Raw genomic sequence first — 26,468 nt, 5'->3', positions numbered from 1 at the left:
TCGCCGCGCCGATTGCCCCGCGCATGAAAAAACGCCCGACCGGCGAACCGGTCGGGCGTTTTCGTTTGGGCGCGTGGCCGGCGGCTTACTTGCCGACGCCCGACGCCGCGATCTTCGACTGGACGAACTGCGCGAACAGCGCGTACAGGTGCGTGGTCGGGTGGACCGTGTCGGCGAACATGTAGGTCTGGTCCGCGTTGGCGGCCGTGTAGGTCTGCGGCGAGCAGAACAGCGACGAGCCGAATGCGGTTGCGTTCGCGACGCCGTATTGCGTTGCTGCCGCGACCATCGCCTTCAGGTTGCACCCGGTATCGGTGTTCGATACGGTGAAGCCGTTCGCCTGGTAGTTCGCGAGGATGCCGTCCTGCCACGTGAACGTGTCCATCAGCACAAACTTGGTCGTATCGACCTTGAGCGCCTGCAGCGTCGCGGCGAGCGTGCCGTTGAACAGCATCGACAGTTGCGTGAGGGTCGTCTGCGTGCCGCCTTGCAGCGCGAGCGGCGTGCCGCCGATGTCCGGCACGTTCGACACGAACACGTGGGTCGCGCCGGCGGCGACGATCTGCTGGACGATGCCGGCAAGCTGCTGCGCGGCCAGCCCGATGTTCTGCTGCAGTTGCGTCGGCGTGATCGCGCCCGCCTGCAGCGCCGCGACCTGATAGAAGATGTCGTTCGCGCCGCCGTTGAGCAGTACGATCTGGCCGGCGTTGAAGCTGCCGTGCTGCGACACGTATTGCTTGACCTGGTCGGCGATCGGCATCGTGGTCGCCTGTGCGTAGTCCGCGTTCGGCACGCTCGCGTCCGCGTGGCCGAGGCCCGGCTGCTGCGTCACGCGTGCGCCGCCCTGAGCGTAGCCGAGGCCGCCGGTGGCCTGCAGCGGCACGCCGAAACCGCCCTGGTTGGCCGGCTGCAGCGTGTCGCCGTAATACTGCGCGACGTCCTGCGTCCACACCTGGCCGGGGTTCGTCGTGAAGCGGCCGCCGCCGAAGCCGAGCTTGATCTGCGAGTAGGTGCCGGCGTCGGACAGGCTGTCACCGAACGACACGATCTGCATTTTCACGCCCGACGGCGGCGTGTTCGACGCGCTGTTGTTGTCGTCACCGCCGCCACCGCACGCGGCGAGCAGCGCGAGCGCGGCGCCGGCGATCGCGACTTGCGCGGTGCGCAGCATGCGTTGCCGGGTGCGGGTAGGTGCGTGTTGTTGTGTCTGCATCGTTCGATCTCCTCGTAGATATGGCCTGATGTGTTTCTCATCTGCCGTGTGCCTGCTCGGTTCCGGGCTGCACGGCGGCCGTTGGCTGAAACGGTTTATTGGTCGCGCGCAGCCGCAAGCGGCACGGTGCGCGGATCGGGGTTCGCGGCCTCGGCAATCTGCGCATGATAAGCGCTCGCCCATTCAGGCGGGCCGAAAATCGCGCGCAGCTTGTTGCGCCAGCCGTCGACGCGCAACGCGTCGCCGGCCATCGATACCCACTCGTGGAACGTCGCGACGAGCGGGTTGTTCGAGCCGAGCCGTTCGACGATCCCGTACTGCGGCGGATCGTCGGGCGTTTCCTCGACATAGCTGCCGAACAGGCGATCCCAGATCACAAGGACGCCTGCGTAATTGCGGTCGATGTAGCGCGGATTGCGCGCATGATGCGCGCGGTGGATCGACGGCGTGTTCAGCACGTATTCGAGCCAGCCGAGCTTGCCGATCGCCTGCGTGTGCACGAAGAACTGGAACGCGAGGTTGATCAGCACGATGCCGACGACCTGTTGCGGCGGAAAGCCGGCGAACGCGAGCGGCAGCCAGAACACCCACATCCCCGCGACCGGGTACATCAGGCTCTGGCGGAACGCGGTCGAGAAATTCATTCGCTCCGACGAGTGGTGCACGACGTGCGCGGCCCACAGCCAGCGCACGCGATGGCTCGCGCGATGAAACACGTAGTAGAGGAAATCCTGCGCGACGAACAGCACTGCGAATGACAGCCAGCCGTCGTGCCACGTGACCAGCCGATAGTGCCGGTAGCAGTACGCATAAACGGGGATCACGAACAGCCATGCGAGCTTGTCGGCGCCCTGGTGCATCAGCGCGAGCGCTGCGTTGCACAGCGTGTCGCGCCACGCATAGACATGGTCCTGCGCACGAGTGCGGGCGAGGTGCCAGGCCTCCCACGCGATGCAGAGCAGGAAGACGGGCGCCAGCGCGAGCAGAAGCAATTCGACGTCGAATCGCATGGGCGTGTCTCCTTCTTTCCCCTGCAAGCCGTGAGGCCGGGCGTGTGGCCCGTTGTAGATATCAGTCAGGCCAACAGCCTACGCAATCGCCACGCGCTAGGCGAGGGGGGAGCGTAGAGGGTTCCCTCTGAGGACAGGGTTTCTACGGAAACCGCGCGGCGCGGGGCCGGGCGGTGCGGCCCTGTTTTGTGGGCGCGGTTGGCGTGCGGTGCGTTGCGCACCGGTGGCGGCTACCGTTTCAAACCGGGGAGAGCGGAATTCCGTGTGCGGCGGCCCCGGCAGGCCGTGCCGCCCGCCTGCAGGGGCGACCCGCTGCGCGGTGCCGCCCCGTGGCCGGCGCAGGTCGGCGCGAGCGGGCCGCCGGCGCCGCCGCATCGTGTCGCTGCGCGCTGAAACGTCAGTGCGCGCCCGCGTAGATCCACTCGAGCAGCGTGTCGTGCGCGGCGCGCGCGGCTTCCGCGTGATCGTTGTTGATGAAGCTGACGACGATGTAGCTCTGGCCGTCGGCGCCGGCGACGTAGCCGGCGATCGCGCGCACGTCGCGCAGCGTGCCGGTCTTGATGTGCGCGTTGCCGAGCACGCCGGCGTTGGTGAGGCGGTTCTTCATCGTGCCGTCGATGCCCGCGATCGGCAGCGAATCGATGAAGGTCTGCGCAACAGGGCTTGCGTTCGCGGCCTGCAGCAGTGCGGCGAGCGACAGCGCGCTCATGTGCTCTTCGCGCGACAGGCCCGAGCCGTTTTCGAGCAAGAGGTCAGGCATCGCGATGCCGTTCTTCTGCAGGAACGCCTGGATCACGCGGCTCGACTGTTCGGGCGTCGCGGGCGGCTTGCCGCTGACCGCGCCGATCGTCAGGAACAGGTTGCGCGCCATCACGTTGTTGCTGAACTTGTTGATGTCGTAGACGATGCTGCCGAGCACCGGGCTGTGATGCACGGCGAGGGGCCGCGCGGTGGTCGGCACCTTGCCTTCGCTCACCGGCCCGGCGATCGTGCCGCCGTCCTGCTGCCACAGCGCAAGGAAGCCGCGCGCGAAGAACGTCGTGTGATCGAGGATCGCGAGGTTGGTCGTGTGCGCGCCGCAGCGCAGCGGATAGTCGCCGGCGAACGAGGCGGTCATGATCCCGCTGCCAGCCGTCAGCGTCGGGCGCGCGGCCGCGGCGGCCGCGCTGCACGAGCCCGAGCCTTCGACCAGCTGGTTGTCGATCGACAGGTCGGCGAGTGGCGGCAGCACGTCGACGGCCACCTTGCCGTCGTCGCCCGGCGTGACGGTGAACGATATGGCCTTGAATGCGTACAGCAACGGATCGGGGCCGACGTTGTACGGCGCGCTTGCGTCGTCGTCGAACGAAGGGAGATCGCGCGTCGACGCCGCGAAGTAGCTCTTGTCGAGCACGAGGCCGCCGGCCACGCGCTTGACGCCGGCCTTGCGGAGCTTGTCGACGAGGTCGATCAGCTCTTCGGGCACGAGCTTCGGATCGCCGGTGCCCTTGATGTACAGGTTGCCCTGCAGCGTGCCGTCAGGGTCGATCGTGCCGTCCGTGTAGGCGGTCGTGCGCCAGCGGTAGTCGGGGCCGAGGATCGACAGGCCCGAGAAGGTCGTCACGAGCTTCATCGTCGAGGCGGGCATCATCGGCCGGCTCGCGTTCCACGCGATCAGCGGCTCCGGATCGCCGACGCGCTCGACGACGACGCTCATCGCCGACGCCGGCACCTTCGCGCGCTGCAGCGCGACGAGCACGGACGCCGGCAGGCCGGCCGCACGCGCGGCGGGCGACACGACCGGGGTCTTGCGCGCTTCCTTGTGGGATTTCTTGCGGGCCTGCGCGGACGGCGCGAACGCGAGGGCCGTGCAGGTGGCGACGACGGCGGCGGCCCGCAGGCAGACGCGGGCGCGGGGGGCGAACCGGGTGGACAGATCGGAAATCGGCATGGGCGAATACGGGAGAAGCACGACGTTCGGGCAGGGCGCGCGCGGCGCCAAAGCGCACATTGTAGAGACAAGTCCGGACAGGCCCCTTGCAATCCGCCTTTCTGTTGCATTGCACCGTGCCGCGCACGCGATTCGCGGCGCTACAATGGTCGCCGTGTTTCACTCGCCCGATGGATGCCTGTCCCGATGCGGATTCTGCTTGTCGAAGATGATCGAATGATTGCCGAAGGCGTGCGCAAGGCGCTGCGCTCGGACGGCTTTGCGGTCGACTGGGTGCAGGACGGCGACGCCGCGCTGACGGCGCTCGGCGGCGAGACGTACGACCTGCTGCTGCTCGATCTCGGCTTGCCGAAGCGCGACGGCATCGATGTGCTGCGCACGCTGCGCGCGCGCGGGCTGGCGCTGCCGGTGCTGATCGTCACCGCGCGCGACGCGGTGGCCGATCGCGTGAAAGGGCTCGACGCGGGCGCCGACGATTACCTCGTCAAGCCGTTCGACCTCGATGAACTGGGCGCGCGGATGCGCGCGCTGATCCGCCGCCAGGCCGGGCGCAGCGAATCGCTGATCCGCCACGGCGCGCTGACGCTCGATCCCGCTTCGCACCAGGTGACGCTCGACGGCGTGCCCGTCGCGCTGTCCGCGCGCGAGTTCGCGCTGCTCGAAGCGCTGCTCGCACGGCCCGGCGCGGTGCTGTCGAAGAGCCAGCTCGAGGAGAAGATGTACGGCTGGGGCGAGGAGATTGGCAGCAACACGGTCGAGGTCTACATCCACGCGCTGCGCAAGAAGCTCGGCTCGGACCTGATCCGCAACGTGCGCGGGCTCGGCTACATGGTCGTCAAGGAAAGCTGACGCGTGAGGTCGATTCGTCATCAATTGCTGATCTGGCTGCTCGCGATCGTCGTCGCGGGCGTGGGTATCGCGGGCTGGCTCATCTACCGGCAGGCGCTCGCCGAGGCGAACGAGCTGTTCGACTACCAGTTGCAGGAAATCGCCGCGGCCTTGCCGTCCGAGCCGTTCTCGCAGGTGTTCGGCTCGCGCACCAACGGCGACGAAGGCATCGTGATCCAGATCTGGAACCGCAACGGCGTGCTGATGTACTTCTCGCATCCGCGTGCGCCGATCGCGCCGCGCGCGGAGCTCGGCTTCTCGACCGAGCGCACCGACCGCGGCGAATGGCGCGTGTACGGTGCGATCGTCGGCGACAACGTCGTGCAGCTCGCGCAGCCGCTGTCGGTGCGCAACCGGCTCGCGGCGAACGTCGCGCTGCGCACGCTGTGGCCGCTGATCGTGCTGCTGCCGTTCCTCGGCGCGGCCGTGTGGGTGATCGTCGGGCGCGGGCTCGCGCCGCTTGGCCGCGTGACGCGCGCCGTCGAGGCACGCCGGCCGGAAGCGCTCGATCCGCTGCCCGATGCGCGCCTGCCGCTCGAGGTGCAGCCGCTCGTACGGGCGCTGAACGGGCTGCTCGCGCGGCTGTCGGCCGCGCTCGACACGCAGAAGGCCTTCGTGGCCGACGCCGCGCACGAACTGCGCACGCCGCTCGCGGCGGTGCAGATCCAGGCGCAGCTCGTCGCCCGTGCGAAGGACGATGCATCGCGCCGCGAGGCGGTCGCGGATCTCCAGGATGGCGTATCGCGTGCGACGCGTCTCACGGAGCAGCTGCTTGCGCTCGCACGCGCCGAGCCGGATGGCGCGACGATGCGTGAGCCGGTCGACCTGCAGGGGCTGCTCGCCGAATGCGTGGCCGCGCTTGCGCCGCTCGCGCAGCGGCGCGACATCGATCTCGGCTTCGAGGAAACGCGCGCGGCGAGCGTCGTCGCGGACGTCGGCGCGCTGCGCGTGATGTTCGGCAACCTGCTCGACAACGCGGTGAAGTACACGCCGGACGGCGGCCGCATCGACGTGTCGCTGACCCGCGACGCGGCCGGCCGCGCATGCGTGCAGATCGGCGACAGCGGGCCCGGCATTCCGGCCGACGAGCGCGAGCGCGTGTTCGACCGCTTCTATCGCGACAGCTCCGCGCGAGCGCGCACCGACGTGTCGGGCAGCGGGCTCGGGCTCGCGATCGTCAAGCGCGTGGCCGCTCAGCAGGGCGCGACGGTGTCGCTCGGCGACGCGGCCGCGGGCGGCCTGCTCGTCAGCGTCGTGTTCCGCGACGCGGAGATGCGGGCCGAGGCGCCACAGCCGTCCGAATCCGTGTGAAGAACGGTGCCGGAAGGGCGTCGGCAGCCGCTTAGGGCTGATTAAGCCTCCTTTAAGTCAGGGTCGTTACGCTGCGTCCTAACAAAGAGGAGGTCCTACGATGAACACCCGATTCCTTGCGCGCGGCGCCGTCGCGGTCGCCGTGGCGGCCGCCCTGTCCGCCGCTTATGTCGCCGGCACCCACCGTGCCGATCCGCAGATCATCACGCCGGCGCAGGCCGCCGCGCTGATGCCGGCCGAAGCGGCCGCCAAGACCGGCATCCCCGATTTCTCCGGGCTCGTCGAGACCTACGGCCCCGCGGTCGTGAACATCAGCGCGAAGCATGTCGTGAAGCAGGTGTCGCGACGCGTGCAGCAGCAGCCGCAACTGCCGATCGATCCGAGCGACCCGTTCTACCAGTTCTTCAAGCACTTCTACGGCCAGGTGCCGGGCATGGGCGGCGACGCGCAGCCGGACGACCAGCCGAGCGCGAGCCTCGGTTCCGGGTTCGTCATCAGCTCCGACGGGTACATCCTCACCAATGCGCACGTGATCGACGGCGCGAACGTCGTCACGGTCAAGCTGACCGACAAGCGCGAATACAAGGCGAAGGTCGTCGGCGCGGACAAGCAGTCCGACGTCGCGGTGCTGAAGATCGACGCGAGCGGCCTGCCGACCGTGAAGATCGGCGACCCGGCGCAGAGCAAGGTCGGCCAGTGGGTCGTCGCGATCGGTTCGCCGTACGGCTTCGACAACACGGTCACGTCGGGCATCATCAGCGCGAAGTCGCGCGCGCTGCCGGACGAGAACTACACGCCGTTCATTCAGACCGACGTGCCGGTGAACCCCGGCAACTCGGGCGGCCCGCTGTTCAACCTGCAGGGCGAGGTGATTGGCATCAACTCGATGATCTACTCGCAGACGGGCGGCTTCCAGGGCCTGTCGTTCGCGATCCCGATCAACGAGGCGATCAAGGTCAAGGACGAGCTCGTGAAGACGGGCCACGTGAGCCGCGGCCGCCTCGGCGTCGCCGTGCAGGGGCTGAACCAGACGCTCGCGAGCTCGTTCGGCCTGCAGAAGCCGGACGGCGCGCTCGTCAGCTCGGTCGATTCGAACGGCCCGGCCGCGAAGGCCGGCCTGCAGCCGGGCGACGTGATCCTGTCGGTCAACGGCTCGCCGGTTGCCGATTCGACGTCGCTGCCCGCGCAGATCGCGAACCTGAAGCCGGGTTCGAAGGCCGACCTGCAGATCTGGCGCGACAAGTCGAAGAAGACGATCAGCGTGACGCTCGGCGCGATGGCCGACGCGAAGCTCGCGTCGAATGACGGCGGTCCGGTCGAACAGGGGCGCCTGGGTGTCGCGGTACGTCCGCTGTCGCCGCAGGAGCGCAGCGCCGACAACCTGTCGCACGGCCTGATCGTGCAGCAGGCCGGCGGGCCGGCCGCCAACGCGGGCATCCAGCCCGGCGACGTGATCCTCGCGGTCAACGGCCGCCCGGTCACGAGCCCCGAGCAGTTGCGCGACGCGGTCAAGGGCGCGGGCAACAGTCTTGCTCTACTGATCCAGCGCGATAATGCACAGATCTTCGTGCCGGTCGACCTGAGCTGACCGGCCACGGCCGACGGCCGGCCAGGCCGGCCGCGGCGGGCGCCGCCGCCGTTCGAACGCGTGACGCTGCGCCCTGTATGTGTTCCGACCCCAAGGAGGGAGCCATGCAATATCTACGCAACGTGTCCCGATTTGCCGTCGCCGCGGCGCTGGTCGCCGGCCTCGCAGCCGGTGCGACCGGCGCGTACGCGCAGTCGGACGGCTTGCCCGCCGCGCGCCAGCAGGGCGACGTCACCTTCGTGTCCGGCGGCGTCGGGCAGGACGAATCGACGGCGTTCCAGCGCAACGAGCCGATGTGGCCGCTGGCGCTGCGGTTCACCGGCAAAGGCGGCGAGTTCCTGGCCGACGTCCATGTGCGGATCGTCGACGGCAAGGGCGATGAGGTGCTGAAGACCGACGCGCGCGGGCCGTACATGCTCGTGAAGGTGCCGCCGGGCCGCTATACCGTGCATGCGTCGTACCAGGGCAATGAGGAATCCCGCGCCGTCACGGTCGGCGCGAAGGGCGGCGCGAAAACCGCATTCCAGTGGAGCGCCCAGTAGCCCGCCGCGCGCGGCCCCGGGCGGGGTCGCGCATTCGGCAGCGGTTTCGCCCATAATGAAAGCCACGGCACGCGTGCCGTGGCTTTTTCGTTTCCTGAGTCCGGTCTGGCCGGGCCGCCCCAAGGAGAAACGATGTCCGATGCAGCCGACCCTCGTCTCGAAATCGTGCCGAACCGCCATCGCGTGCGCGTGATCCATCGCGGCATCACGTACGCCGATTCGCACGGCGCGCTGACCGTGCGCGAAACGGGCCTGCCGGACACCCACTACCTGCCGCGCGGCGACGTCAACATGCGCCGGCTCGTGAAATCGGGCGTCACGTCGGCCTGTCCGTTCAGGGGCCAGGCCGTGCACTTCGACTTGCAGACGGAAGACGGCGTGATCGAAAACGCCGCATGGAGTTACGAGGAACCGGAGGAGGCCGCGTCGGCGCTCGCGCACTACGTCGCCTTCGACGCCGCACGGATCGACAGTCTCGTCGAGACGTCCTGATGCGGCGCGCGTTCATCGGGGAGGCGTCATGGAACTGAACGACACATTACGCGTACCGCTCGCGCCGCCTGTCGTACAGGAGGCGTTCGAGGATCTCGCGTTGCTGCGCGCGAGCTTCGAGCATTGCGAATCCTTCGAGAAGCATGCGCATGGCGAGTTCGCGCTGACGATCACGGTGCCGCTCGGCCCGCTGCGTGCCCGCTACGACGTGCGGGCGCATGCGGCCGCCGAGCAGGGCGACGCGGAAGGGCAGCCGCGCCGCGTGCTCAACTTCAAGGCGCGGGCCGACGGGCTCGGCGCGCTGCGCGGTCAGGTCGAACTCGTGCTGATGCCGGATGACGACGCGAACGCCACGCGCATCGAGTACGTGGTCTGGGTGACAGCGAGCGGCCCGCTCACCGAGCTGCCGGGGCGGCAGATCGAAAATACGCTGCGCGAATGGACCGACGATTTCTTCCGCGAATTCTGCGCGGTCGTCCAGGCGAAGCACGGCCTCGCACCGAATCGCGCACGCTCGGCCGCGCCGCGGCGCCAGCATGTGTTCCTGCGGCCGGCGGCGCTGGTGGCCGCGACGAAGCGTGCGTTGCCGCCGCACCTCGGTGGCGCGCTGACCGGGCGCGCCGCCAGCGCGCTCCCGCATCGCGGCTCCGGCACGGTGCCCGTCTGGGGTTGGGCCGCGATGATCGTCTTCGTCGCGCTGCTGCTTTACGCGGCGCGCTGGATCAACGGCGGCTGAACGGCCGGACGGTTCCGCGGCAAGGCCCGCCCGCCGCGCGCGTTACCGCACGACATCGGCGCCGGCTCCGGCGCCGCGAAATTCCCTTCGATACGCGGACGGCGAGGTGCCGAGCGCGCCCGCGAAATGCTGGCGCAGCGACACGCTCGACCCGTAGCCGGCCGCCTGCGCGATCGCATCGATCGACTGCCCGGTGGTTTCCAGCAGATGCTGCGCGCGCGCGAGCCGCTCGGCCTGCAGCCACGCGGTGACGGTCGTACCGGTTGCCTGGCGGAAGTGGCGCGTGAACGTGCGCCGGCTCATCAACACGCGTTCGGCGAGCGAATCGACGCTGTGCGCGGCGTCGAGGTGGGCGCGTACCCAGTCGAGCAGGCCCGCGAGCCGCGCGTCGCGCGGGTGCGCGGCGACCGGTTGCGGCACGTATTGCGCCTGCCCGCCCTGGCGGTGCGGCGGGATTACGAGGCGGCGCGCGATCTGGTTCGCGGCGTCCGAGCCGAAGCGCCGCCGCACGACGTGCAGGCAGCAGTCGAGCCCCGCGGCCGTGCCGGCCGACGTCATCAGGTTGCCGTCGTCCACGTACAGCACGTCCGGATCGAGCTTCACGCGTGGAAAGCGTTGCGCGAAGTCGTCGGCCCATGCCCAGTGCGTGGTGGCCGGGCGGCCGTCGAGCAGGCCGGCCGCGGCGAGCACGTAGGCGCCGAGGCACAGCCCGACGAGCTGCGCGCCACGCGCGGCGACCGCGCGGACCGCGTCGACCAGCACGTCGGGTGGCGCTTCGTCCGGATCGCGCCACGCCGGCACGATGACGATGTCCGCGTCGTCGAGCCCGTCGAGCCCGTATGGCGCGGTGATCGTGAAGCCGCCGGTCGTCGACAGCGGGCCGCGTTCGGCCGAGCAGACACGGAACTCGAATACGGGCGACGCGGCCGCATCGCGTTCCTTGCCGAACACGACGGACGGCACCGACAGGTGGAACGGGCTGATGCCGTCGTACGCGATCACGGCAACGACGGTCGGAACCGGCGGGGCGGGCCGGGTGGACGAGGCGGCGGTCATGGCGGGCTCCGGAATGGCGATGGCCCGATTTTATCGAAGAATGGCTATCGGGCCACTGTCCGCGCGAGCGATGCGCGCCGACAATGCATCGCATCGCGCCGCTGGCCGTCCCGTTCCGGGGCGGGGCCGCGCCCCCGGACCAGGAGCCCGCCATGTCGAACGCCGTCCCGCATTCCGCTGCCCATTCCGTTTCCCGCCCGACTTCCCGCCGCGCGCTGATCGTGATCGACGTCCAGAACGAGTACGTGACGGGCAACCTGCCGATCGAATACCCGCCGCTCGACGTGTCGCTCGCGAACATCGGCCGCGCGATCGATGCCGCGCATGCGGCCGGCGTGCCGGTGATCGTCGTCCAGCACGTCGCGCCGACCGGTGCGCCGATCTTCGCGCCCGGCTCCGACGGCGTCGCACTGCACGCGGTGGTCGCCGGCCGGCCGTACGCGCACCTGATCGAGAAGCAGCAGGCCAGCTCGTTTGCCGGGACCGACCTTGCCGAATGGCTCGAGGCGCACGGGATCGACACGCTCGCGGTGGCCGGCTACATGACGCACAACTGCAATGCGGCGACGGTCTATCACGCGGCGCACGCGGGGCTGAATGTCGAGTACCTCGATGACGCGACGGGCGCACTGCCGTACGAGAACGAAGCGGGCGCGGCGAGCGCCGAGGAGATTCACCGCGCGTACGGGGTGGTGTTTCAGTCGAATTTCGCGGCCGTGATGTCGACCGACGCGTGGATCGCCGGACTGGCCGGCGTACCGATGCCGAAGCGCGATTCGGTCGTTGCGTCGAATCGGCGGGCCCGCGCGCAGCGCGCGAAGGCGGCCTGAACCGGACGGGGAGGAGGAGGGGGCGGCGCGTTGGCGAGGTTGCCGCGCCGCCCGATGAAACGAAAGCCGCGGGCGAACGCGCGTCACGCGGTCAGTCGTCGTCCTTCAGCATCGCCGGGCTGTAGCGCAGCATGTCGAAACAGCCGTCGACGAGCTTTTCCGCATGCCGCTCGCCATCGATCTCGTCGGGCAGCATCAGCGTGTCGCGCACGAAACCGCTGACGAGCGTGTGCAGCATCAGCGTCGCACGCCACGTATCGAGCCGCTCGGGCAGCAGCTTGAGCCGCACGGCCGCCGCGAGATCGGCGTCGATCGCGTGCAGCGCCTCGCTCATCCCCGCGCGGTTGCGCTGCAGCAGCGGCTCCAGATCCGCGACGTACTCGCACTTCATGAACAGGATGCTGAACACGCGGCGCAACTGCGCGTCGCGCTGCACGCCGAGCAGGCACCAGATCAGGATCTGGCGGATCTTCTCCAGCGGATTGCCGCCCGGTGCGTCGAGCGGCATCCGCTTCAGTTCGTCGATCGGCAGAAACACGCGGTCGAACATCGCGTCGAACAGTTCGCTCTTGTTCGCGAAATGCCAGTAGATTGCGCCACGCGTCACGCCGGCGTGCTGGGCGATGTCCGCGAGCGACGTGTGCGACACGCCCTTCTCGAAGAACACGTGTTCGGCGGCGTCGAGAATGCGATTGCGCGTCTCGAGCGCCTCCTCCTTGGTACGTCTGACCATGTGCAGGCCTGATTGGATCGATCGTAGGTGAATATAGGGTCTGCAACCCTCGTCGCCGTCTGGGAGACGGGCTATGCTTGCGACTGGTAACAATTCGTAAGACTGGACAGTCGGCTGGGCATAAACGGGCTTTTTACATACATTCATGAATGTATATACAATACCACCCTACGATCGAATGACCCAAGTGGCAATCAGTTAATATCCCACTCTGCTGATTCCCGCCAAAGTACCAGTCCGCAGTGCGGGGCAACCTGTTGGCACGGAGGTTTCGTGCCGCTTGCTGTATCTAGCAGTCCAGTAATTCAGGTGTTCGATCTGCGCCGTGAGGCGCATCCGTGTTGCGCTCCCTCCGGTCGGGTGCGGCACTTATTCCATTGGTTATACACAGAGGTCGCTCCATGCGCGTCGAACGGGTTCCATACCGCTTAATCACTGTCGCGACGGCCGCCGTTTTCCTGGCCGCGTGCGGGAAGAAAGAATCGGCACCGCCGCCGCAAACGCCGGAAGTTGGCGTCGTCACTGTCCAGCCGCAAACCGTACCGGTCTTCACCGACCTGCCGGGCCGCACCAGTGCGTTCCTCGTCGCGCAGGTCCGCGCACGGGTCGACGGCATCGTGCTGCGCCGTGAATTCACCGAAGGCACCGACGTCAAGGCCGGTCAGCGCCTCTACAAGATCGACCCGGCGCCGTACGTCGCCGCGCTGAACAGCGCGAAGGCGACGCTCGCGAAGGCGCAGGCGAACCTCGTCACGCAGAATGCGCTGGTCGCGCGCTACAAGGTGCTGGTGGCCGCGAACGCGGTCAGCAAGCAGGACTACGACAACGCGGTGGCCACGCAAGGCCAGGCCGCGGCGGACGTCGCGGCAGGCAAGGCAGCGGTCGATACCGCGCAGATCAACCTCGGCTATACCGATGTCGTGTCGCCGATCACCGGCCGCGTCGGCATCTCGCAGGTGACGCCGGGCGCGTACGTGCAGGCAAGCCAGGCGACGCTGATGTCGACGGTGCAGCAGCTCGACCCGGTGTATGTGGACCTCACGCAGTCGAGCCTCGAGGGCCTGAAGCTGCGCCAGGACGTGCAGAGCGGCCGCCTGAAGACGAGCGGCCCGGGCGCCGCGAAGGTGTCGCTGATCCTGGAAGACGGCAAGACCTATTCGGAGCCGGGCAAGCTGCAGTTCTCGGACGTGACGGTCGACCAGACCACCGGTTCGGTGACGATCCGCGCGGTGTTCCCGAACCCGGGCCGCGTGCTGCTGCCGGGCATGTTCGTGCGTGCACGGATCGAGGAAGGCGTGAACGAGAACGCGTTCCTGGTGCCGCAGATCGGCGTCACGCATGACCAGAAGGGCCAGGCGATCGCGATGGTGGTGAACGCCGGCAACAAGGTCGAGCCGCGCCCGCTGAAGACGACGGGCATGCAAGGCGCGAACTGGATCGTCGAAGGCGGTCTGGAAGCCGGCGATCACGTGATCGTGCAGGGTGTCGACAAGGTGCGCCCGGGTGCGACCGTGAAGACGGTCCCCGCGCAGCTCGCCCCGGCGGCCAATGCCGCACCGGGTGCGGCTGCCGCCACCGCCGCGCCGGCTGCCGCCGGTTCCGGCGCCGCTGCCGCTTCCGGTGCTGCCGCATCGGGCGCTGCGCCGGCGAGTGCTGCCGCTGCTTCGAGCGCGCAATAACAGGGAGCCTGTTTCATGGCAAAGTTTTTTATCGATCGCCCGATCTTCGCGTGGGTGATCGCCATCATCCTGATGCTGGCCGGGGTTGCGGCGATCTTCACGCTGCCGATCTCGCAGTATCCGACGATCGCGCCGCCATCGATCCAGATCACCGCGAACTACCCGGGCGCTTCCGCGAAGACGGTGGAAGACACGGTGACGCAGGTGATCGAGCAGCAGATGAGCGGTCTCGACAACTTCCTGTACATGTCGTCGACCAGCGATGACTCGGGCAACGCGACGATCACGCTGACCTTCGCGCCGGGTACCAACGCCGACATCGCGCAGGTTCAGGTGCAGAACAAGCTGTCGCTCGCGACGCCGATTCTGCCGCAGGTCGTGCAGCAGCTCGGTCTTTCGGTGACGAAGTCGAGCAGCAGCTTCTTGCTGGTGCTCGCCTTCAACTCCGAAGACGGCAGCATGAACAAGTACGACCTCGCGAACTTCGTGGCGTCGCACGTGAAGGATCCGATCAGCCGGTTGAACGGCGTCGGTACCGTCACGCTGTTCGGCTCGCAGTACGCGATGCGGGTCTGGCTCGATTCGAACCGCCTGACGAACTACGGCCTCACGCCGGTCGACGTGTCGACCGCGATCGCCGCACAGAACGTGCAGATCGCAGGCGGCCAGATCGGCGGCACGCCGGCCACGCCGGGCACCATGCTGCAGGCGACGATCACCGAATCGACGCTGCTGCAGACGCCCGAGCAGTTCGGCAACATCCTGCTGAAGGTCAACCAGGACGGCTCGCAGGTTCGCCTGAAGGATGTCGCGAAGATCGAACTCGGCGGCGAAAACTACAACTTCGACACGAAGTACAACGGTCAGCCGACCGCGGCACTCGGTATCCAGCTCGCAACCAACGCGAACGCGCTCGCAACCGCGAAGGCCGTGCGCGCGAAGATCGACGAACTGGCACCGTTCTTCCCGCACGGCCTCGTCGTGAAGTACCCGTACGACACGACGCCGTTCGTGAAGCTGTCGATCGAGGAAGTGGTCAAGACGCTGCTCGAAGGTATCGTGCTGGTGTTCCTCGTGATGTATCTGTTCCTGCAGAACCTGCGGGCGACGATCATCCCGACGATCGCGGTGCCGGTCGTGTTGCTCGGCACGTTCGCGATCATGTCGATGGTGGGCTTCTCGATCAACACGCTGTCGATGTTCGGCCTCGTGCTCGCGATCGGCCTGCTGGTGGACGATGCGATCGTGGTGGTGGAGAACGTCGAGCGGGTGATGGCGGAAGAAGGCCTGTCACCGAAGGAGGCGACCCGCAAGGCGATGGGCCAGATCACCGGCGCACTCGTCGGCGTGGCGCTCGTGCTGTCGGCGGTGTTCGTGCCGGTGGCGTTCTCCGGCGGGTCGGTCGGCGCGATCTATCGTCAGTTCTCGCTGACGATCGTGTCGGCGATGGTGCTGTCGGTGCTCGTCGCGTTGATTCTGACGCCGGCACTGTGCGCGACGATCCTCAAGCCGATCCCGCAAGGGCATCACGAAGAGAAGAAGGGCTTCTTCGGCTGGTTCAACCGCACGTTCAACAACAGCCGCGACAAGTACCACGTCGGCGTGCACCACGTGATCAAGCGGTCGGGCCGCTGGCTCATCATCTACCTGGTCGTGATCGTCGCGGTCGGCCTGCTGTTCGTGCGCCTGCCGAAGTCGTTCCTGCCGGATGAAGACCAGGGCCTGATGTTCGTGATCGTGCAGACGCCGTCGGGCTCGACGCAGGAAACGACCGCGAAGACGCTCGCGAACATTTCCGACTACCTGCTGAAGGACGAGAAGGAAATCGTCGAATCGGCGTTCACGGTCAACGGCTTCAGCTTCGCGGGCCGCGGCCAGAACTCCGGTCTCGTGTTCGTGCGCCTGAAGGACTACTCGCAGCGTCAGCATGCGAACCAGAAGGTGCAGGCGCTGATCGGCCGGATGTTCGGGCGCTACGCGGGCTACAAGGACGCGATCGTGATCCCGTTCAACCCGCCGTCGATTCCTGAACTCGGTACGGCTGCCGGCTTCGACTTCGAGCTGACGGACAACGCGGGTCTCGGCCACGATGCACTGATGGCCGCGCGTAACCAGCTGCTCGGGATGGCCTCGAAGGATCCGACGCTGCAGGGCGTGCGTCCGAACGGCCTGAACGATACGCCGCAGTACAAGGTCGACATCGATCGCGAGAAGGCGAACGCGCTCGGCGTGACGGCGGATGCGATCGATCAGACGTTCTCGATCGCATGGGCGTCGAAGTACGTGAACAACTTCCTGGATACCGACGGCCGGATCAAGAAGGTCTACGTGCAGGCAGACGCACCGTTCCGGATGACGCCGGAAGACCTGAACATCTGGTACGTGCGCAACGGGTCGGGCGGGATGGTGCCGTTCAGCTCGTTCGCGACCGGTCACTGGACGTACGGTTCGCCGAAGCTCGAGCGCTACAACGGTGTGTCGGCGATGGAAATCCAGGGTCAGGCCGCACCGGGCAAGTCGACCGGTCAGGCGATGGCCGCGATGGAAGGGCTCGCGAAGAAGCTGCCGGTCGGTATCGGCTATTCGTGGACCGGCCTGTCGTTCCAGGAAATCCAGTCCGGCTCGCAGGCGCCGATCCTGTACGCGATCTCGATCCTCGTCGTGTTCCTGTGTCTCGCGGCGCTGTATGAAAGCTGGTCGATCCCGTTCTCGGTGATCATGGTGGTGCCGCTCGGCGTGATCGGTGCACTGCTGGCGGCAACGATGCGCGGCCTCGAGAACGACGTGTTCTTCCAGGTCGGCCTGCTGACCACCGTGGGCTTGTCCGCGAAGAACGCGATTCTGATCGTGGAGTTCGCGCGCGAACTGCAGGTGACGGAGAAGATGGGGCCGATCGAGGCCGCGCTGGAAGCAGCGCGCCTGCGGCTGCGTCCGATTCTGATGACGTCGCTCGCGTTCATTCTCGGCGTGATGCCGCTCGCGATCAGCAATGGCGCGGGTTCGGCCAGCCAGCACGCGATCGGTACGGGCGTGATCGGCGGGATGATCACGGCGACGTTCCTCGCGATCTTCATGATCCCGATGTTCTTCGTGAAGATCCGCGCGATCTTCAGCGGCGAGAAGGAAGACGTCGACGAGGCGCTGCGCCTGGCTCAGGAGCACTCGCACCACGAAGAGAAGCCGGGCAACGGCGACGAAGGCAACAAGGGACAGTGATGATGCAAAAACACGCTTTGACTGCAATCGCGGTCGCGCTCTTCGCCACGGGCTGCACGATGGCGCCGCATTACAAGCGGCCCGATGCACCCGTCGCGCAGGCGTACCCGGCCGGCGGCGTCTACGCGACGCAGCCGGGTGCGGCCGGCGCGCGCAGCGCGAACGGCCAGGCGGCGACCGCCATCGGCTGGCGCGAGTTCTTCGTCGATCCGCGCCTGCAGCGGCTGATCGAGATCGCGCTGAAGAACAACCGCGACCTGCGCGTGTCGGTGCTGAACATCGAGGCGGCGCGCGCGCAGTACCAGATCACGCGCGCGGGCCTGTTCCCGACGCTCGATGCGACAGGTACCGGTAATCGTCAGCGCCTGCCGAATGCGCTGTCGGTGGCGCCGGGCCGGAACATCACGACGACCTACAACGTCGGCCTGTCGGCGTCGTGGGAACTCGACCTGTTCGGCCGCGTGCAGAGCCTGAAGGATCAGGCGCTCGCGCAGTATCTGGCGACCGCGTATGCGCGGCAGGCGTCGGAGATCTCGCTGGTGTCGCAGGTGGCCGATCAATACCTGACGCTGCTGTCGACCGACGATCTGCTGAAGGTCACGGAAGACACGCTGAAGACGGCGCAGGCGTCGTACGATCTGACGAAGCTGCAGTTCGACAACGGCACGGGCTCCGAGCTCGAGCTGCGTCAGGCGCAGACGGTGGTCGAGCAGGCGCTCGCTAACCAGCAGGCGCAGGCGCGTGCGCGTGCGCAGGCGCTGAACTATCTGGTGCTGCTGATCGGCGAGCCGCTGCCGGACGATCTGCCGGCGGGCATGCCGCTCGACGCGCAGAACCTGCTGACGGACGTGCCGGCTGGCCTGCCGTCCGACCTGCTGACGCGTCGCCCCGACGTGATGCAGGCCGAGCAGTCGCTGCTGGCCGCGAACGCGAACATCGGCGCGGCACGCGCGGCGTTCTTCCCGAAGATCTCGCTGACGGCCGCGTTCGGCACGGCGAGCCCGACGCTGGGCGGTCTGTTCAAGGCCGGCACGGCGGCCTGGTCGTTCGCGCCGAACATCGCGCTGCCGATCTTCGAGGGCGGTGCGAACATCGCGAACCTCGATCTTGCACACGTGCAGAAGCGCATCGAGATCGCGAACTACGAGAAGGCGATCCAGTCGGCGTTCCGCGACGTGGCGGACGGGCTGGCCGCACGCGGCACGTACGACCAGCAGATCGCGGCGCTGGAGCGCAACGAGCACGCGCAGCAGCGACGTTTCGACCTGTCGGACCTGCGTTACAAGAACGGTGTCGACAGCTACCTGTCGGTGCTGACCGCGCAGACGGACCTGTACACCGCGCAGCAGTCGTTGATCAACGCGCGTCTGGCACGCTGGACCAACCTGGTCAACCTGTACCGTTCGCTGGGCGGCGGGTGGATCGAGCGGGCCGGCGAGACGCCGCGCGCGCCGGATGCACCGGTCGACTACGACAAGGCGGCCGCTCCGGCGCCTGCGTCGGCGGCGGCGACGAACGGGTAAGCAAGTGCAAGGAAAGGGCAGGCGCGGTTTACCGCGCTTGTCCTTCGAACCGGCGGTATGCGGAAACGAAAACGCCACGGATGAAAATCCGTGGCGTTTTCTTTTGTGCGCTCGAGTCATGAGGGGCAAACACGGGCGGGGTGGCGATGCGTGCATCGAACGCCGGTGCAGCCCGTTGCGTCGGGCACGTCGCGCCGCGCGACCATCCGGCATCCGGCATCCGGCATCCGGCATCCGGCATCCGGCATCCGGCATCCGGTGCCGCGCCGTCGGCGGCAACCCTTCAAGCGCGATGGCGGACCGTCCGATCGCCGAGCGTCGTCCGCACCCCAAAGCAAAACGCCACGGCATGCCGTGGCGTTTTTCGTTACCGCTTCGCGCCGTCGTCCGGCGCGTGGCGATCAGTGATGCACGTCGGCCGGGCGGCCGTCGAAGTCGTGTCCGGTGCGGCGGATGTCGCAGCGCGCGTCCTTTTCGCCTTTCACGCCGTTGAACACGATGTTCAGGATCACGGCCGTCGCCGATGCCAGCAGGATGCCGCTGTGCAGGATCGGGGCGAGTGCCGGCGGCAGCTTCGAGAAGAAGTGCGGCGACACGACCGGCACGAGACCCATGCCGACGCTCACGGCGACGATGAACAGGTTGTGCGTGTTGTTCACGAAGTCGACCTTCGACAGCACCTTGATGCCGTTCGCCGCGACCATCCCGAACATCACGATGCCCGCGCCGCCGAGCACGAACGGCGGCACCGATGCGACGACCTGCGCCATCTTCGGGAACAGGCCGAGCAGCACGAGGATCACGCCGCCGGTGGCGCACACGAAACGGCTCTTCACGCCCGTCACGCCGATCAGGCCGACGTTCTGCGAGAACGACGTATGCGGGAACGAGTTGAAGATGCCGCCGATCAGCGTGCCGAGGCCATCGACGCGCAGGCCGCGCACGAGGCGCTCCTGGTTGACCGGACGATCGACCATGTCGCCGACCGCGAGGAACATGCCGGTCGATTCGATGAACGTGACGAACATTACCGTGACCATCGTCGCGATCGACAGCGGGTCGAAGTGCGGCAGGCCGAAGTGGAACGGCATCACGAAGCCGACCCACGGCGCGTGCGCCACGCCGTCGGTGTTCACGCGGCCGATCGCGAAGGCGATCGCGAAGCCGGCGACGATGCCGAGCAGCACCGAGATGTTCGCGAGGAAGCCGCGGCCGTACTTGTTGATCAGCAGGATCAGCGTGAGCACGAGCAGCGACAGGCCGAGATAGACGGGGCTGCCGTATTCGGGGTTGCCGACGCCGCCGGCCGCCCAGTTGATGCCCACTTCCATCAGCGACAGCCCGATCACGGCGATCACGGTGCCGACGACGACTGGCGGGAAGAACCGCAACAGCTTGCCGATCATCGGCGCGAGCACGATGCCGATGATGCCGGCCGCGATGGTCGAGCCGAAGATATCGAGGATGCCGAGGCCGGGGTTGGTGCCGATCGCGATCATCGGGCCGACGGCCGCGAACGTGCAGCCCATGATGACGGGCAGGCGGATCCCGAAGATCCACAGGCCGAGCGTCTGGATCAGCGTGGCGATGCCGCACGAAAACAGATCGGCGCTGATCAGGAACGCGATCTGGTCTTTCGGCAGCTTGAGCGCGCCGCCGACGATAAGCGGCACGGCGACAGCGCCGGCGTACATGACGAGGACGTGTTGCAGGCCAAGCGTTACCAGCTTGCCGGTCGGCAGCACCTCATCGCACGGATGGACCGTGTTCGATTGCATCTGTCTCACTCCATGATCTTGTTTTCGGGGTGATACGAAATTATTCGGAATGAATCCATGCAACAAGAGTGCTGGGTTCTATTCCGTTCTTTGCTGGTTCGATATGCCAATTCGGCATGGAGCAGGGTGTCGATCATCGGGAAACTGCCGCAGGAGTGAGGTTTCCCGGTTTTATAGCCCTTCAAAATAGCGCGGGCCCCCATGTCAAATATAGGCCGCCTTATGGTGTGTATCGGGCGGGTGGCATAGTGGCAAAAAGTGCCTGGGAAAAATCGTGCCGGGTTAACCCGCGAACGGCCGCTTTTGCACGCAAGGTGCAGCCGGGTGGAACCCGGCCGGCGACCGCACTTTCGACCTGCTTCGACGACGGCAAAAAACGGGGCGCGCATCGCGATCCCGTTATCATCGACATCCGTTCATTCGAATTCGCTCTCACGTCATGCGCCTGCTCGGAATCGACCTCGGCACCGGCTCCGTCAAACTCGTCACGCTCGATGCCGACGGTGTCGAGCGCGCGGTCGCGAGCGAACCTTATGCGCTGTCGTCGCCGCAGCCCGGCTGGGCCGAGATCGCGCCCGATACGTGGTGGCAGGCGCTCGTGCGCGCGGCCGCGCGGCTGCCGGCCGACGAGCGCGCGCAAGTGGCGGCGATCGGGTTTTCGGGGCAGATGCATGGCGTCGTGCTGATCGATGCGGCCGGGCAACCGGTGCGGCCCGCGCTGCTGTGGCCCGACACGCGCGCGGTGCGCGAAGCGGATACGGCCAGCTGGCCCGATGCCGGTTTGCCGGTCGCCGGACTGCCCGTCGCACCGAATCCCGTCGCACCCGGCATGGCCGGCCCGCTGTTGCGCTGGCTGGCCGCGCACGAACCCGATGCGCTGCGCGCCGCCCGCTGGGCCGTGCAGCCGAAGGACTGGTTGCGCATCGCGCTGGGCGGCGACGTTGCGGCCGATCCGAGCGATGCGTGCGCGACCGCGCTCGCGACGCCCGACGGTGCATGGGATCTCGCGCTGATCGACGCGCTCGGCTTGCCGGCGGACCGCTTCGCACCGGTCCATCCGTCGACCGCGCGCTGCGGCGTGCTCGGTGCACCGGCTGCCGCGGCACTCGGCCTGCCGGCCGGCGTGCCGTTGGCGACCGGCGCGGCCGACACCGCCTGCGCGGCGCTCGGCAGCGGGCTTGCCACCGCCGGCGATGCGCTGCTGACGACCGGCAGCGGCGGCCAGATCGTCGTGCTCGCGGATGCGCTGCCGCCCGCGCGACGCGGGCTGCATCGCTATCGCGCGGCGGCCGGCGGCGGCTATTACACGATGGCCGCGATGCAGAACGTCGGGCTCGCGCTCGAAGCCGTGCGCGGCTGGCTCGGCTACCCGCAGTGGGCCGATGCGTATGACGATGCGTTTGCCCAGGCCGCGTCGGAACGCCTGTGCTTCCTGCCGTACCTGACGGGCGAGCGTTCGCCGTGGATGAATCCCGATGCGCGTGGCGGCTGGCTCGGCCTCGGGCTCGGCGACACGCGCGGCGCGATGATGCGCGCCGCGTTCGAAGGTGTCGCGTTCGCGTTGCGCGCCGGGCTCGATGCGATCCGCGACGCCGATCGCAGCGATCCGGTGACGACGCTGCGTCTCGCGGGCGGCGGCTCGGTCGATCCGCGCTGGCGCCAGTTGCTGGCCGACGCACTGGGCGCGTCGCTCCACGCGATCGACTGCCCGAACGCCGCGACGCGCGGCGCCGCGCTGCTCGCGGGCGTCGCGATCGGGCACTGGCGGGAAGACGCGCTGCACGCGCTGGCGCCGGCCGCGTCGCCGGTTGCCGCGCCGCGCGACGATCGCTTGCTGGTCGCACGCCACGCGCGCTTCGTCGATCTGTATGCGCGAACGGATGCCTGGTTCACGACGGGCGTTTAAACTCGAATACTTGTTCTTTTGCGTCAGCGATGACGCATCGTGGCAAGCCGGCGACCGTTTCCCGCACGCGATGCGCGGCGGGACCGGCCATCATGGCGAGCACGAGATTCTTTCGCCGTGCCGCGCGCGATCGACGCGCGGCACGGCTTCGACAGCTTTGCATGGAACCCGGTGCGAAGCATGAAGCCGGCACGCTCGTGGTCGAGCGCCACGCTGGTCGACATGAGCGCTGACGCGCGAACCCGGGCCGACCTCACACACAGACAGGAGTCACACGATGAAGACGAAAGCAGCGATTGCATGGAAGGCGGGCGCGCCGCTGACGATCGAGGAAGTCGATCTGGAAGGGCCGCGCGCAGGTGAAGTGCTGATCGAGGTGAAGGCGACGGGCATCTGTCACACCGATTACTACACGCTGTCGGGAGCCGATCCGGAAGGGATCTTCCCGGCGATCCTCGGCCATGAAGGCGCGGGCGTCGTGGTCGACGTCGGCCCCGGCGTCGGCACCCTGCGCAAGGGCGATCACGTGATTCCGCTCTACACGCCCGAATGCCGCGAGTGCAAGTTCTGCCTGTCGCGCAAGACCAACCTGTGCCAGAAGATCCGCGCGACGCAGGGCAAGGGGCTGATGCCCGACGCGACGTCGCGCTTCTCGCTCGACGGCAAGCCGCTGTTCCACTACATGGGCACGTCGACTTTCTCGAACTACATCGTCGTGCCGGAAATCGCGGTCGCGAAGGTGCGTGAGGACGCGCCGTTCGACAAGATCTGCTACATCGGCTGCGGCGTGACGACGGGTGTCGGCGCGGTCGTGTACTCGGCGAAGGTCGAGGCGGGCGCGAACGTCGTCGTGTTCGGCCTCGGCGGGATCGGCCTGAACGTGATCCAGGGCGCGAAGATGGTCGGCGCGGACAAGATCATCGGCGTCGACATCAACCCGAAGCGCGTCGAGCTCGCGAAGAAGTTCGGGATGACGCACTTCATCAACCCGAACGAAGTCGAGAACGTGGTCGACCACATCGTGCAGCTGACCGATGGCGGCGCCGACTACTCGTTCGAGTGCGTGGGCAACGTGAAGCTGATGCGCCAGGCGCTCGAGTGCACGCACAAGGGCTGGGGCCAGTCGTTCATCATCGGCGTGGCGGCAGCCGGCGAGGAAATCAGCACGCGTCCGTTCCAGCTCGTGACGGGTCGCGAGTGGAAGGGCTCGGCGTTCGGCGGCGCACGCGGCCGCACCGACGTGCCGAAGATCGTCGACTGGTACATGGAAGGCAAGATCAACATCGACGACCTGATCACGCACACGCTGCCGCTCGAGCGGATCAACGAAGGCTTCGACCTGATGAAGGCCGGCGAGTCGATCCGCTCGGTCGTGCTGTACTGACCGGGAGCGCACCGCGATGCTCGAACTCGTTTCCTCGCATGCGTGCCACGGCGGCGAGCAGCGTTTCTACCGTCACGATTCGGCGGCCATCGGCCTGCCGATGAAGTTCTCGGTGTACCTGCCGCCGCAGGCCGCGCACGGCCGCGTGCCGGCGCTGTTCTATCTCGCGGGGCTCACCTGCACCGACGAGACGTTCGCGATCAAGGCTGGCGCGCAACAATACGCGGCGCAGCACGGCCTCGCACTCGTGATGCCCGACACGAGCCCGCGCGGTGCGGGTGTGCCGGGCGAGACCGACGCGTGGGACTTCGGCGTCGGCGCGGGCTTCTATGTCGATGCGACCGAAGCGCCGTGGTCCGCGCATTACCGGATGGAGTCGTACGTGACGGGCGAGCTGCGCGAACTCGTCGCGGCCGAGCTGCCGATCGACGGCGCGCGGCTCGGGATCTTCGGGCACTCGATGGGCGGGCACGGCGCGCTGACGCTTGCGCTGCGCCATCCGGGCCTGTACCGGTCGGTGTCGGCGTTCGCGCCGATCGCCGCGCCGACGCGCTGCCCGTGGGGCGAGAAGGCGTTCTCTGGCTATCTCGGCGCCGATCGCGAAGCGTGGAAGGCACACGACGCGAGCGAGCTCGTCGCGCGCGCCGATGCGCCGAAGTTCGCGGACGGCATCCTCGTCGATCAGGGTCTCGCCGATCAGTTCCTTGCGAACCAGCTCAACCCTGACGTGTTCGAAGCCGCGTGCGCGAAGGCCGGCCAGCCGCTGACGCTGCGTCGTCATGCAGGCTACGACCACGGGTATTACTTCATCTCGACGTTCATCGCCGATCACATCGCGCATCACGCGCGCGTGCTCGCACGGTGAGCGGGCCGGGAAGCAGGTAACGCACACGGCGTGCCGCGGGATCGCGGGCGCATGAAAAAACGCCGGCGCTGCCCTCGGGCACGCCGGCGTTTTTATTTCCGACAAGCGGCGATCAGTGGCGCCGCAACAGGCTCGCGCCGTACACGAGCGCCGACAGCGCGGTGATCCAGAAGCTCGTCGGCCAGTCGGTGTGATACGCGAGCACGATGCCGAGCCACGCTTCGAACAGCGCGAACAGTGCGGCGAGCAGCACGCCGGTCGACAGCCGCGTCGTCACGTTCTGCGCGGCGGCAGCCGGCCCGACCAGCAGCGTGAACACCAGCAGCACGCCGACGATCTGCGTCGCCGCGGCCACCGCGAGCGCGCACACCGCGAGGAACAGCATCGACACGGTGCGCAGCGACACGCCCTTGGCTTCGGCCAGTTCGGGCTGCAGCGACGCGAACAGCAGCGGCCGCGCGATCAGCGCGAGCGCGAGCAGGCTCACCGCGCCGATGCCGGCGAGTACCGCGAGCGTGTCGTGGCTCACCGCGAGCACGTTGCCGAACAGCAGCGCGGTGACCTGCGTCGCGAACGACGTGTAGAAATGCAGGAACAGCAGGCCGAAGCCGAGCGCGCCCGACAGGATCACGCCGATTGCGACGTCGCGGCCCGCGAGCTTTTCGCCGAGCGCGCCCATCCCGATCCCGGCCGCGAGCGTGAAGCCGACCATCCCCCAGATCGGCGAGATGCCGAGCAGCACCGCGCCCGTCGCGCCGGTGAAGCCGACGTGCGACAGCGCATGGCCGGCGAAGGTCTGCCCGCGCAGCACCAGGAAGTAGCCGACGATGCCCGCGAGCACCGCGACGATCCCCGACGCCGCGAAGGCGTTGATCATGAAGTCGTATTCAAACATCTTGCGAATGCCCGGGATGAGCGTGTCCGTGGTGGTGATGGCCGTGGCCGCCGCCACTGTCGTGCGAGTGACCGTCGTCGTCCTCGTGTTCGTGGTCGTGCTTCTCGATCTCGACGTCGCCCGACATCACGAAGATCTTGCCGTTCACGCGCATCACGTCGATCGGCGACCCGTAGAGCCGCGACAGCACGGGCTTCGTGATCACCTCGTCGACGGTGCCGAGCGCCGCGACGCCGTTGCCGAGATACAGCACGCGGTCGAGCGCGTTCAGCAGCGGATTCAGTTCGTGCGCGGAGAACAGCACGGTGATGCCGAGTTCGCGCTGCACGTTGCGCACGAGTTCGACGACGCCGCGCTGGTGGTTCGGGTCGAGGCTGATCAGCGGCTCGTCGAGCAGCAGCAGCTTCGGGCTGCCGAGCAGGCACTGCGCGAGCAGCAGGCGCTGCCGTTCGCCGCCGGACAGTTCCGACAGCGGCCGGCGTGCGAGCGTCGGGCCGCCGACGAGATCGAGCACGCGGTCGACGTCGCGGCGCGTTGCCGCGTTCGTGTGCGGCAGCCCCCAGCGGTGGCCGTCGGCAGCCATCGCGACGAAGTCGTAGCCGCGCATCCGGCGGTTCGCGAGGCCGCTTCTGATCTGCGGCATGTAGCCGATCGACGGATTGCCGCGCACGACCGGCACGCCGCCGACGGACAGCGTGCCGGCCGACACGGGCACGAGGCCGAGCACCGCGCGCATCAGCGTGGTCTTGCCCGCACCGTTCGGCCCGAGCACGCCGACGAATTCGCCGGGTTCGATCGAGAAGCTGACGTCGCGCAGGATCGTGCGTCCGCCCAGTTCGAGCGTGACGCGATCGACGGCGAGTGCGTGAGGAGTTGCGGTCATTTCGTTACGG

General features: G+C 67.8%; 21 protein-coding genes. 13 read left to right on the top strand and 8 right to left on the bottom strand.

Annotation, left to right across the window (positions count from 1 at the left end):
* Positions 1 to 85: 85 nt before the first annotated feature.
* The 3 genes from BDO18943_RS09085 to dacB form a co-directional block, all read right to left on the bottom strand.
* Positions 86 to 1,213: an SGNH/GDSL hydrolase family protein gene (locus BDO18943_RS09085; protein WP_175022033.1), complete on the bottom strand. Its 1,128-nt coding sequence runs from the start codon at positions 1,211 to 1,213 to the stop codon at positions 86 to 88.
* Positions 1,214 to 1,308: 95 nt separating this feature from the next.
* Positions 1,309 to 2,223 carry a sterol desaturase family protein gene (locus BDO18943_RS09080; RefSeq protein ID WP_175022032.1) on the bottom strand — a complete coding sequence of 305 codons (915 nt, stop codon included), beginning with the start codon at positions 2,221 to 2,223 and terminating at the stop codon, positions 1,309 to 1,311.
* A 397-nt stretch (positions 2,224 to 2,620) separates the two neighbouring features.
* Positions 2,621 to 4,153 carry a D-alanyl-D-alanine carboxypeptidase/D-alanyl-D-alanine endopeptidase gene (dacB, locus tag BDO18943_RS09075; RefSeq protein WP_175022031.1) on the bottom strand — a complete coding sequence of 511 codons (1,533 nt, stop codon included), beginning with the start codon at positions 4,151 to 4,153 and terminating at the stop codon, positions 2,621 to 2,623.
* A gap of 186 nt (positions 4,154 to 4,339) precedes the next feature.
* Here dacB and BDO18943_RS09070 point away from each other — a divergent pair, with 186 nt between their 5' ends.
* From BDO18943_RS09070 to BDO18943_RS09045, 6 genes are all read left to right on the top strand, one after another.
* The gene (locus BDO18943_RS09070) at positions 4,340 to 5,002 is read left to right on the top strand and encodes a response regulator (protein ID WP_039360640.1); all 663 of its coding nucleotides are present in this window, start codon (positions 4,340 to 4,342) and stop codon (positions 5,000 to 5,002) included.
* A 3-nt stretch (positions 5,003 to 5,005) separates the two neighbouring features.
* On the top strand, positions 5,006 to 6,352 hold the full coding sequence (locus BDO18943_RS09065) for an ATP-binding protein (protein WP_175022030.1): 1,347 nt from the start codon (positions 5,006 to 5,008) through the stop codon (positions 6,350 to 6,352).
* A gap of 100 nt (positions 6,353 to 6,452) precedes the next feature.
* The gene (locus tag BDO18943_RS09060; RefSeq protein ID WP_175022029.1) at positions 6,453 to 7,940 is read left to right on the top strand and encodes a DegQ family serine endoprotease; all 1,488 of its coding nucleotides are present in this window, start codon (positions 6,453 to 6,455) and stop codon (positions 7,938 to 7,940) included.
* A gap of 104 nt (positions 7,941 to 8,044) precedes the next feature.
* Positions 8,045 to 8,482, top strand: a complete 438-nt coding sequence (locus BDO18943_RS09055; protein ID WP_043190209.1) for a carboxypeptidase-like regulatory domain-containing protein — start codon at positions 8,045 to 8,047, stop codon at positions 8,480 to 8,482.
* A gap of 132 nt (positions 8,483 to 8,614) precedes the next feature.
* On the top strand, positions 8,615 to 8,974 hold the full coding sequence (locus BDO18943_RS09050; protein WP_089451204.1) for a DUF427 domain-containing protein: 360 nt from the start codon (positions 8,615 to 8,617) through the stop codon (positions 8,972 to 8,974).
* A 28-nt stretch (positions 8,975 to 9,002) separates the two neighbouring features.
* Positions 9,003 to 9,710: a CoxG family protein gene (locus BDO18943_RS09045; RefSeq protein ID WP_175022028.1), complete on the top strand. Its 708-nt coding sequence runs from the start codon at positions 9,003 to 9,005 to the stop codon at positions 9,708 to 9,710.
* 42 nt (positions 9,711 to 9,752) lie between these two features.
* Here BDO18943_RS09045 and BDO18943_RS09040 read toward each other — a convergent pair whose 3' ends face one another.
* Complete coding sequence (locus BDO18943_RS09040; protein ID WP_175022027.1) at positions 9,753 to 10,766, bottom strand: helix-turn-helix domain-containing protein; 1,014 nt, start codon at positions 10,764 to 10,766, stop codon at positions 9,753 to 9,755.
* A 152-nt stretch (positions 10,767 to 10,918) separates the two neighbouring features.
* Here BDO18943_RS09040 and BDO18943_RS09035 point away from each other — a divergent pair, with 152 nt between their 5' ends.
* Positions 10,919 to 11,596 (top strand): cysteine hydrolase family protein, encoded by a 678-nt coding sequence (locus BDO18943_RS09035; protein WP_175022026.1) that lies wholly within the window; start codon positions 10,919 to 10,921, stop codon positions 11,594 to 11,596.
* A gap of 91 nt (positions 11,597 to 11,687) precedes the next feature.
* Here BDO18943_RS09035 and BDO18943_RS09030 read toward each other — a convergent pair whose 3' ends face one another.
* A complete protein-coding gene (locus BDO18943_RS09030; RefSeq protein ID WP_043190193.1) occupies positions 11,688 to 12,329 on the bottom strand; it encodes a TetR family transcriptional regulator in 642 nt (213 codons plus the stop codon).
* 401 nt (positions 12,330 to 12,730) lie between these two features.
* On the opposite strand from BDO18943_RS09030, the gene BDO18943_RS09025 reads away from it, so the two are divergent.
* The 3 genes from BDO18943_RS09025 to BDO18943_RS09015 are packed head-to-tail and all read left to right on the top strand — an operon-like array spanning position 12,731 to position 18,747.
* Positions 12,731 to 14,008, top strand: coding sequence for an efflux RND transporter periplasmic adaptor subunit (locus BDO18943_RS09025; RefSeq protein ID WP_175022025.1), 1,278 nt, complete (start codon positions 12,731 to 12,733; stop codon positions 14,006 to 14,008).
* Positions 14,009 to 14,023: 15 nt separating this feature from the next.
* Positions 14,024 to 17,224, top strand: coding sequence for an efflux RND transporter permease BpeB (bpeB, locus tag BDO18943_RS09020; RefSeq protein WP_175022024.1), 3,201 nt, complete (start codon positions 14,024 to 14,026; stop codon positions 17,222 to 17,224).
* A complete protein-coding gene (locus BDO18943_RS09015; protein ID WP_175022023.1) occupies positions 17,224 to 18,747 on the top strand; it encodes an efflux transporter outer membrane subunit in 1,524 nt (507 codons plus the stop codon). Before bpeB ends, BDO18943_RS09015 begins: the two co-directional genes overlap by 1 nt.
* Positions 18,748 to 19,148: 401 nt before the next feature.
* Here BDO18943_RS09015 and BDO18943_RS09010 read toward each other — a convergent pair whose 3' ends face one another.
* Positions 19,149 to 20,525 (bottom strand): nucleobase:cation symporter-2 family protein, encoded by a 1,377-nt coding sequence (locus BDO18943_RS09010; RefSeq protein ID WP_043190182.1) that lies wholly within the window; start codon positions 20,523 to 20,525, stop codon positions 19,149 to 19,151.
* A gap of 439 nt (positions 20,526 to 20,964) precedes the next feature.
* Between BDO18943_RS09010 and BDO18943_RS09005 the strand changes: the two genes are divergently transcribed.
* The 3 genes from BDO18943_RS09005 (at position 20,965) to fghA (ending at position 24,680) form a co-directional block, all read left to right on the top strand.
* Positions 20,965 to 22,431 (top strand): xylulokinase, encoded by a 1,467-nt coding sequence (locus BDO18943_RS09005; protein ID WP_175022022.1) that lies wholly within the window; start codon positions 20,965 to 20,967, stop codon positions 22,429 to 22,431.
* A gap of 277 nt (positions 22,432 to 22,708) precedes the next feature.
* Positions 22,709 to 23,815 carry an S-(hydroxymethyl)glutathione dehydrogenase/class III alcohol dehydrogenase gene (locus BDO18943_RS09000; protein WP_011353045.1) on the top strand — a complete coding sequence of 369 codons (1,107 nt, stop codon included), beginning with the start codon at positions 22,709 to 22,711 and terminating at the stop codon, positions 23,813 to 23,815.
* A gap of 16 nt (positions 23,816 to 23,831) precedes the next feature.
* On the top strand, positions 23,832 to 24,680 hold the full coding sequence (fghA, locus tag BDO18943_RS08995; protein WP_175022021.1) for an S-formylglutathione hydrolase: 849 nt from the start codon (positions 23,832 to 23,834) through the stop codon (positions 24,678 to 24,680).
* 112 nt (positions 24,681 to 24,792) lie between these two features.
* On the opposite strand, the gene BDO18943_RS08990 is transcribed toward fghA, so the two are convergent.
* Both BDO18943_RS08990 and BDO18943_RS08985 read right to left on the bottom strand, forming a co-directional pair.
* Positions 24,793 to 25,575, bottom strand: a complete 783-nt coding sequence (locus tag BDO18943_RS08990; protein ID WP_027789245.1) for a metal ABC transporter permease — start codon at positions 25,573 to 25,575, stop codon at positions 24,793 to 24,795.
* Complete coding sequence (locus BDO18943_RS08985; protein WP_175022020.1) at positions 25,568 to 26,458, bottom strand: ABC transporter ATP-binding protein; 891 nt, start codon at positions 26,456 to 26,458, stop codon at positions 25,568 to 25,570. Before BDO18943_RS08985 ends, BDO18943_RS08990 begins: the two co-directional genes overlap by 8 nt.
* Between the last annotated feature and the right edge of the window lie 10 nt (positions 26,459 to 26,468).

Origin of the sequence: Burkholderia aenigmatica, from assembly GCF_902499175.1 — a bacterium.
In the GTDB taxonomy this organism is placed as follows: Bacteria; Pseudomonadota; Gammaproteobacteria; order Burkholderiales; family Burkholderiaceae; genus Burkholderia; species Burkholderia aenigmatica.
The sequence above is the reverse complement of the archived record's forward strand: the minus strand, read 5'-3'. Positions and strand labels throughout refer to the sequence as shown.

Coding starts and splice junctions, on each gene's coding strand:
- bpeB (WP_175022024.1), top strand. CDS start 14,024: ATGGCAAAGTTTTTTATCGATCGCCCGATCTTCGCGTGGGTGATCGCC.
- BDO18943_RS08990 (WP_027789245.1), bottom strand. CDS start 25,575: ATGTTTGAATACGACTTCATGATCAACGCCTTCGCGGCGTCGGGGATC.
- BDO18943_RS09055 (WP_043190209.1), top strand. CDS start 8,045: ATGCAATATCTACGCAACGTGTCCCGATTTGCCGTCGCCGCGGCGCTG.
- BDO18943_RS09005 (WP_175022022.1), top strand. CDS start 20,965: ATGCGCCTGCTCGGAATCGACCTCGGCACCGGCTCCGTCAAACTCGTC.
- dacB (WP_175022031.1), bottom strand. CDS start 4,153: ATGCCGATTTCCGATCTGTCCACCCGGTTCGCCCCCCGCGCCCGCGTC.
- BDO18943_RS09040 (WP_175022027.1), bottom strand. CDS start 10,766: ATGACCGCCGCCTCGTCCACCCGGCCCGCCCCGCCGGTTCCGACCGTC.
- BDO18943_RS09080 (WP_175022032.1), bottom strand. CDS start 2,223: ATGCGATTCGACGTCGAATTGCTTCTGCTCGCGCTGGCGCCCGTCTTC.
- fghA (WP_175022021.1), top strand. CDS start 23,832: ATGCTCGAACTCGTTTCCTCGCATGCGTGCCACGGCGGCGAGCAGCGT.
- BDO18943_RS09000 (WP_011353045.1), top strand. CDS start 22,709: ATGAAGACGAAAGCAGCGATTGCATGGAAGGCGGGCGCGCCGCTGACG.
- BDO18943_RS09060 (WP_175022029.1), top strand. CDS start 6,453: ATGAACACCCGATTCCTTGCGCGCGGCGCCGTCGCGGTCGCCGTGGCG.
- BDO18943_RS09045 (WP_175022028.1), top strand. CDS start 9,003: ATGGAACTGAACGACACATTACGCGTACCGCTCGCGCCGCCTGTCGTA.
- BDO18943_RS08985 (WP_175022020.1), bottom strand. CDS start 26,458: ATGACCGCAACTCCTCACGCACTCGCCGTCGATCGCGTCACGCTCGAA.
- BDO18943_RS09035 (WP_175022026.1), top strand. CDS start 10,919: ATGTCGAACGCCGTCCCGCATTCCGCTGCCCATTCCGTTTCCCGCCCG.
- BDO18943_RS09015 (WP_175022023.1), top strand. CDS start 17,224: ATGATGCAAAAACACGCTTTGACTGCAATCGCGGTCGCGCTCTTCGCC.
- BDO18943_RS09070 (WP_039360640.1), top strand. CDS start 4,340: ATGCGGATTCTGCTTGTCGAAGATGATCGAATGATTGCCGAAGGCGTG.
- BDO18943_RS09085 (WP_175022033.1), bottom strand. CDS start 1,213: ATGCAGACACAACAACACGCACCTACCCGCACCCGGCAACGCATGCTG.
- BDO18943_RS09010 (WP_043190182.1), bottom strand. CDS start 20,525: ATGCAATCGAACACGGTCCATCCGTGCGATGAGGTGCTGCCGACCGGC.
- BDO18943_RS09025 (WP_175022025.1), top strand. CDS start 12,731: ATGCGCGTCGAACGGGTTCCATACCGCTTAATCACTGTCGCGACGGCC.
- BDO18943_RS09050 (WP_089451204.1), top strand. CDS start 8,615: ATGTCCGATGCAGCCGACCCTCGTCTCGAAATCGTGCCGAACCGCCAT.
- BDO18943_RS09030 (WP_043190193.1), bottom strand. CDS start 12,329: ATGGTCAGACGTACCAAGGAGGAGGCGCTCGAGACGCGCAATCGCATT.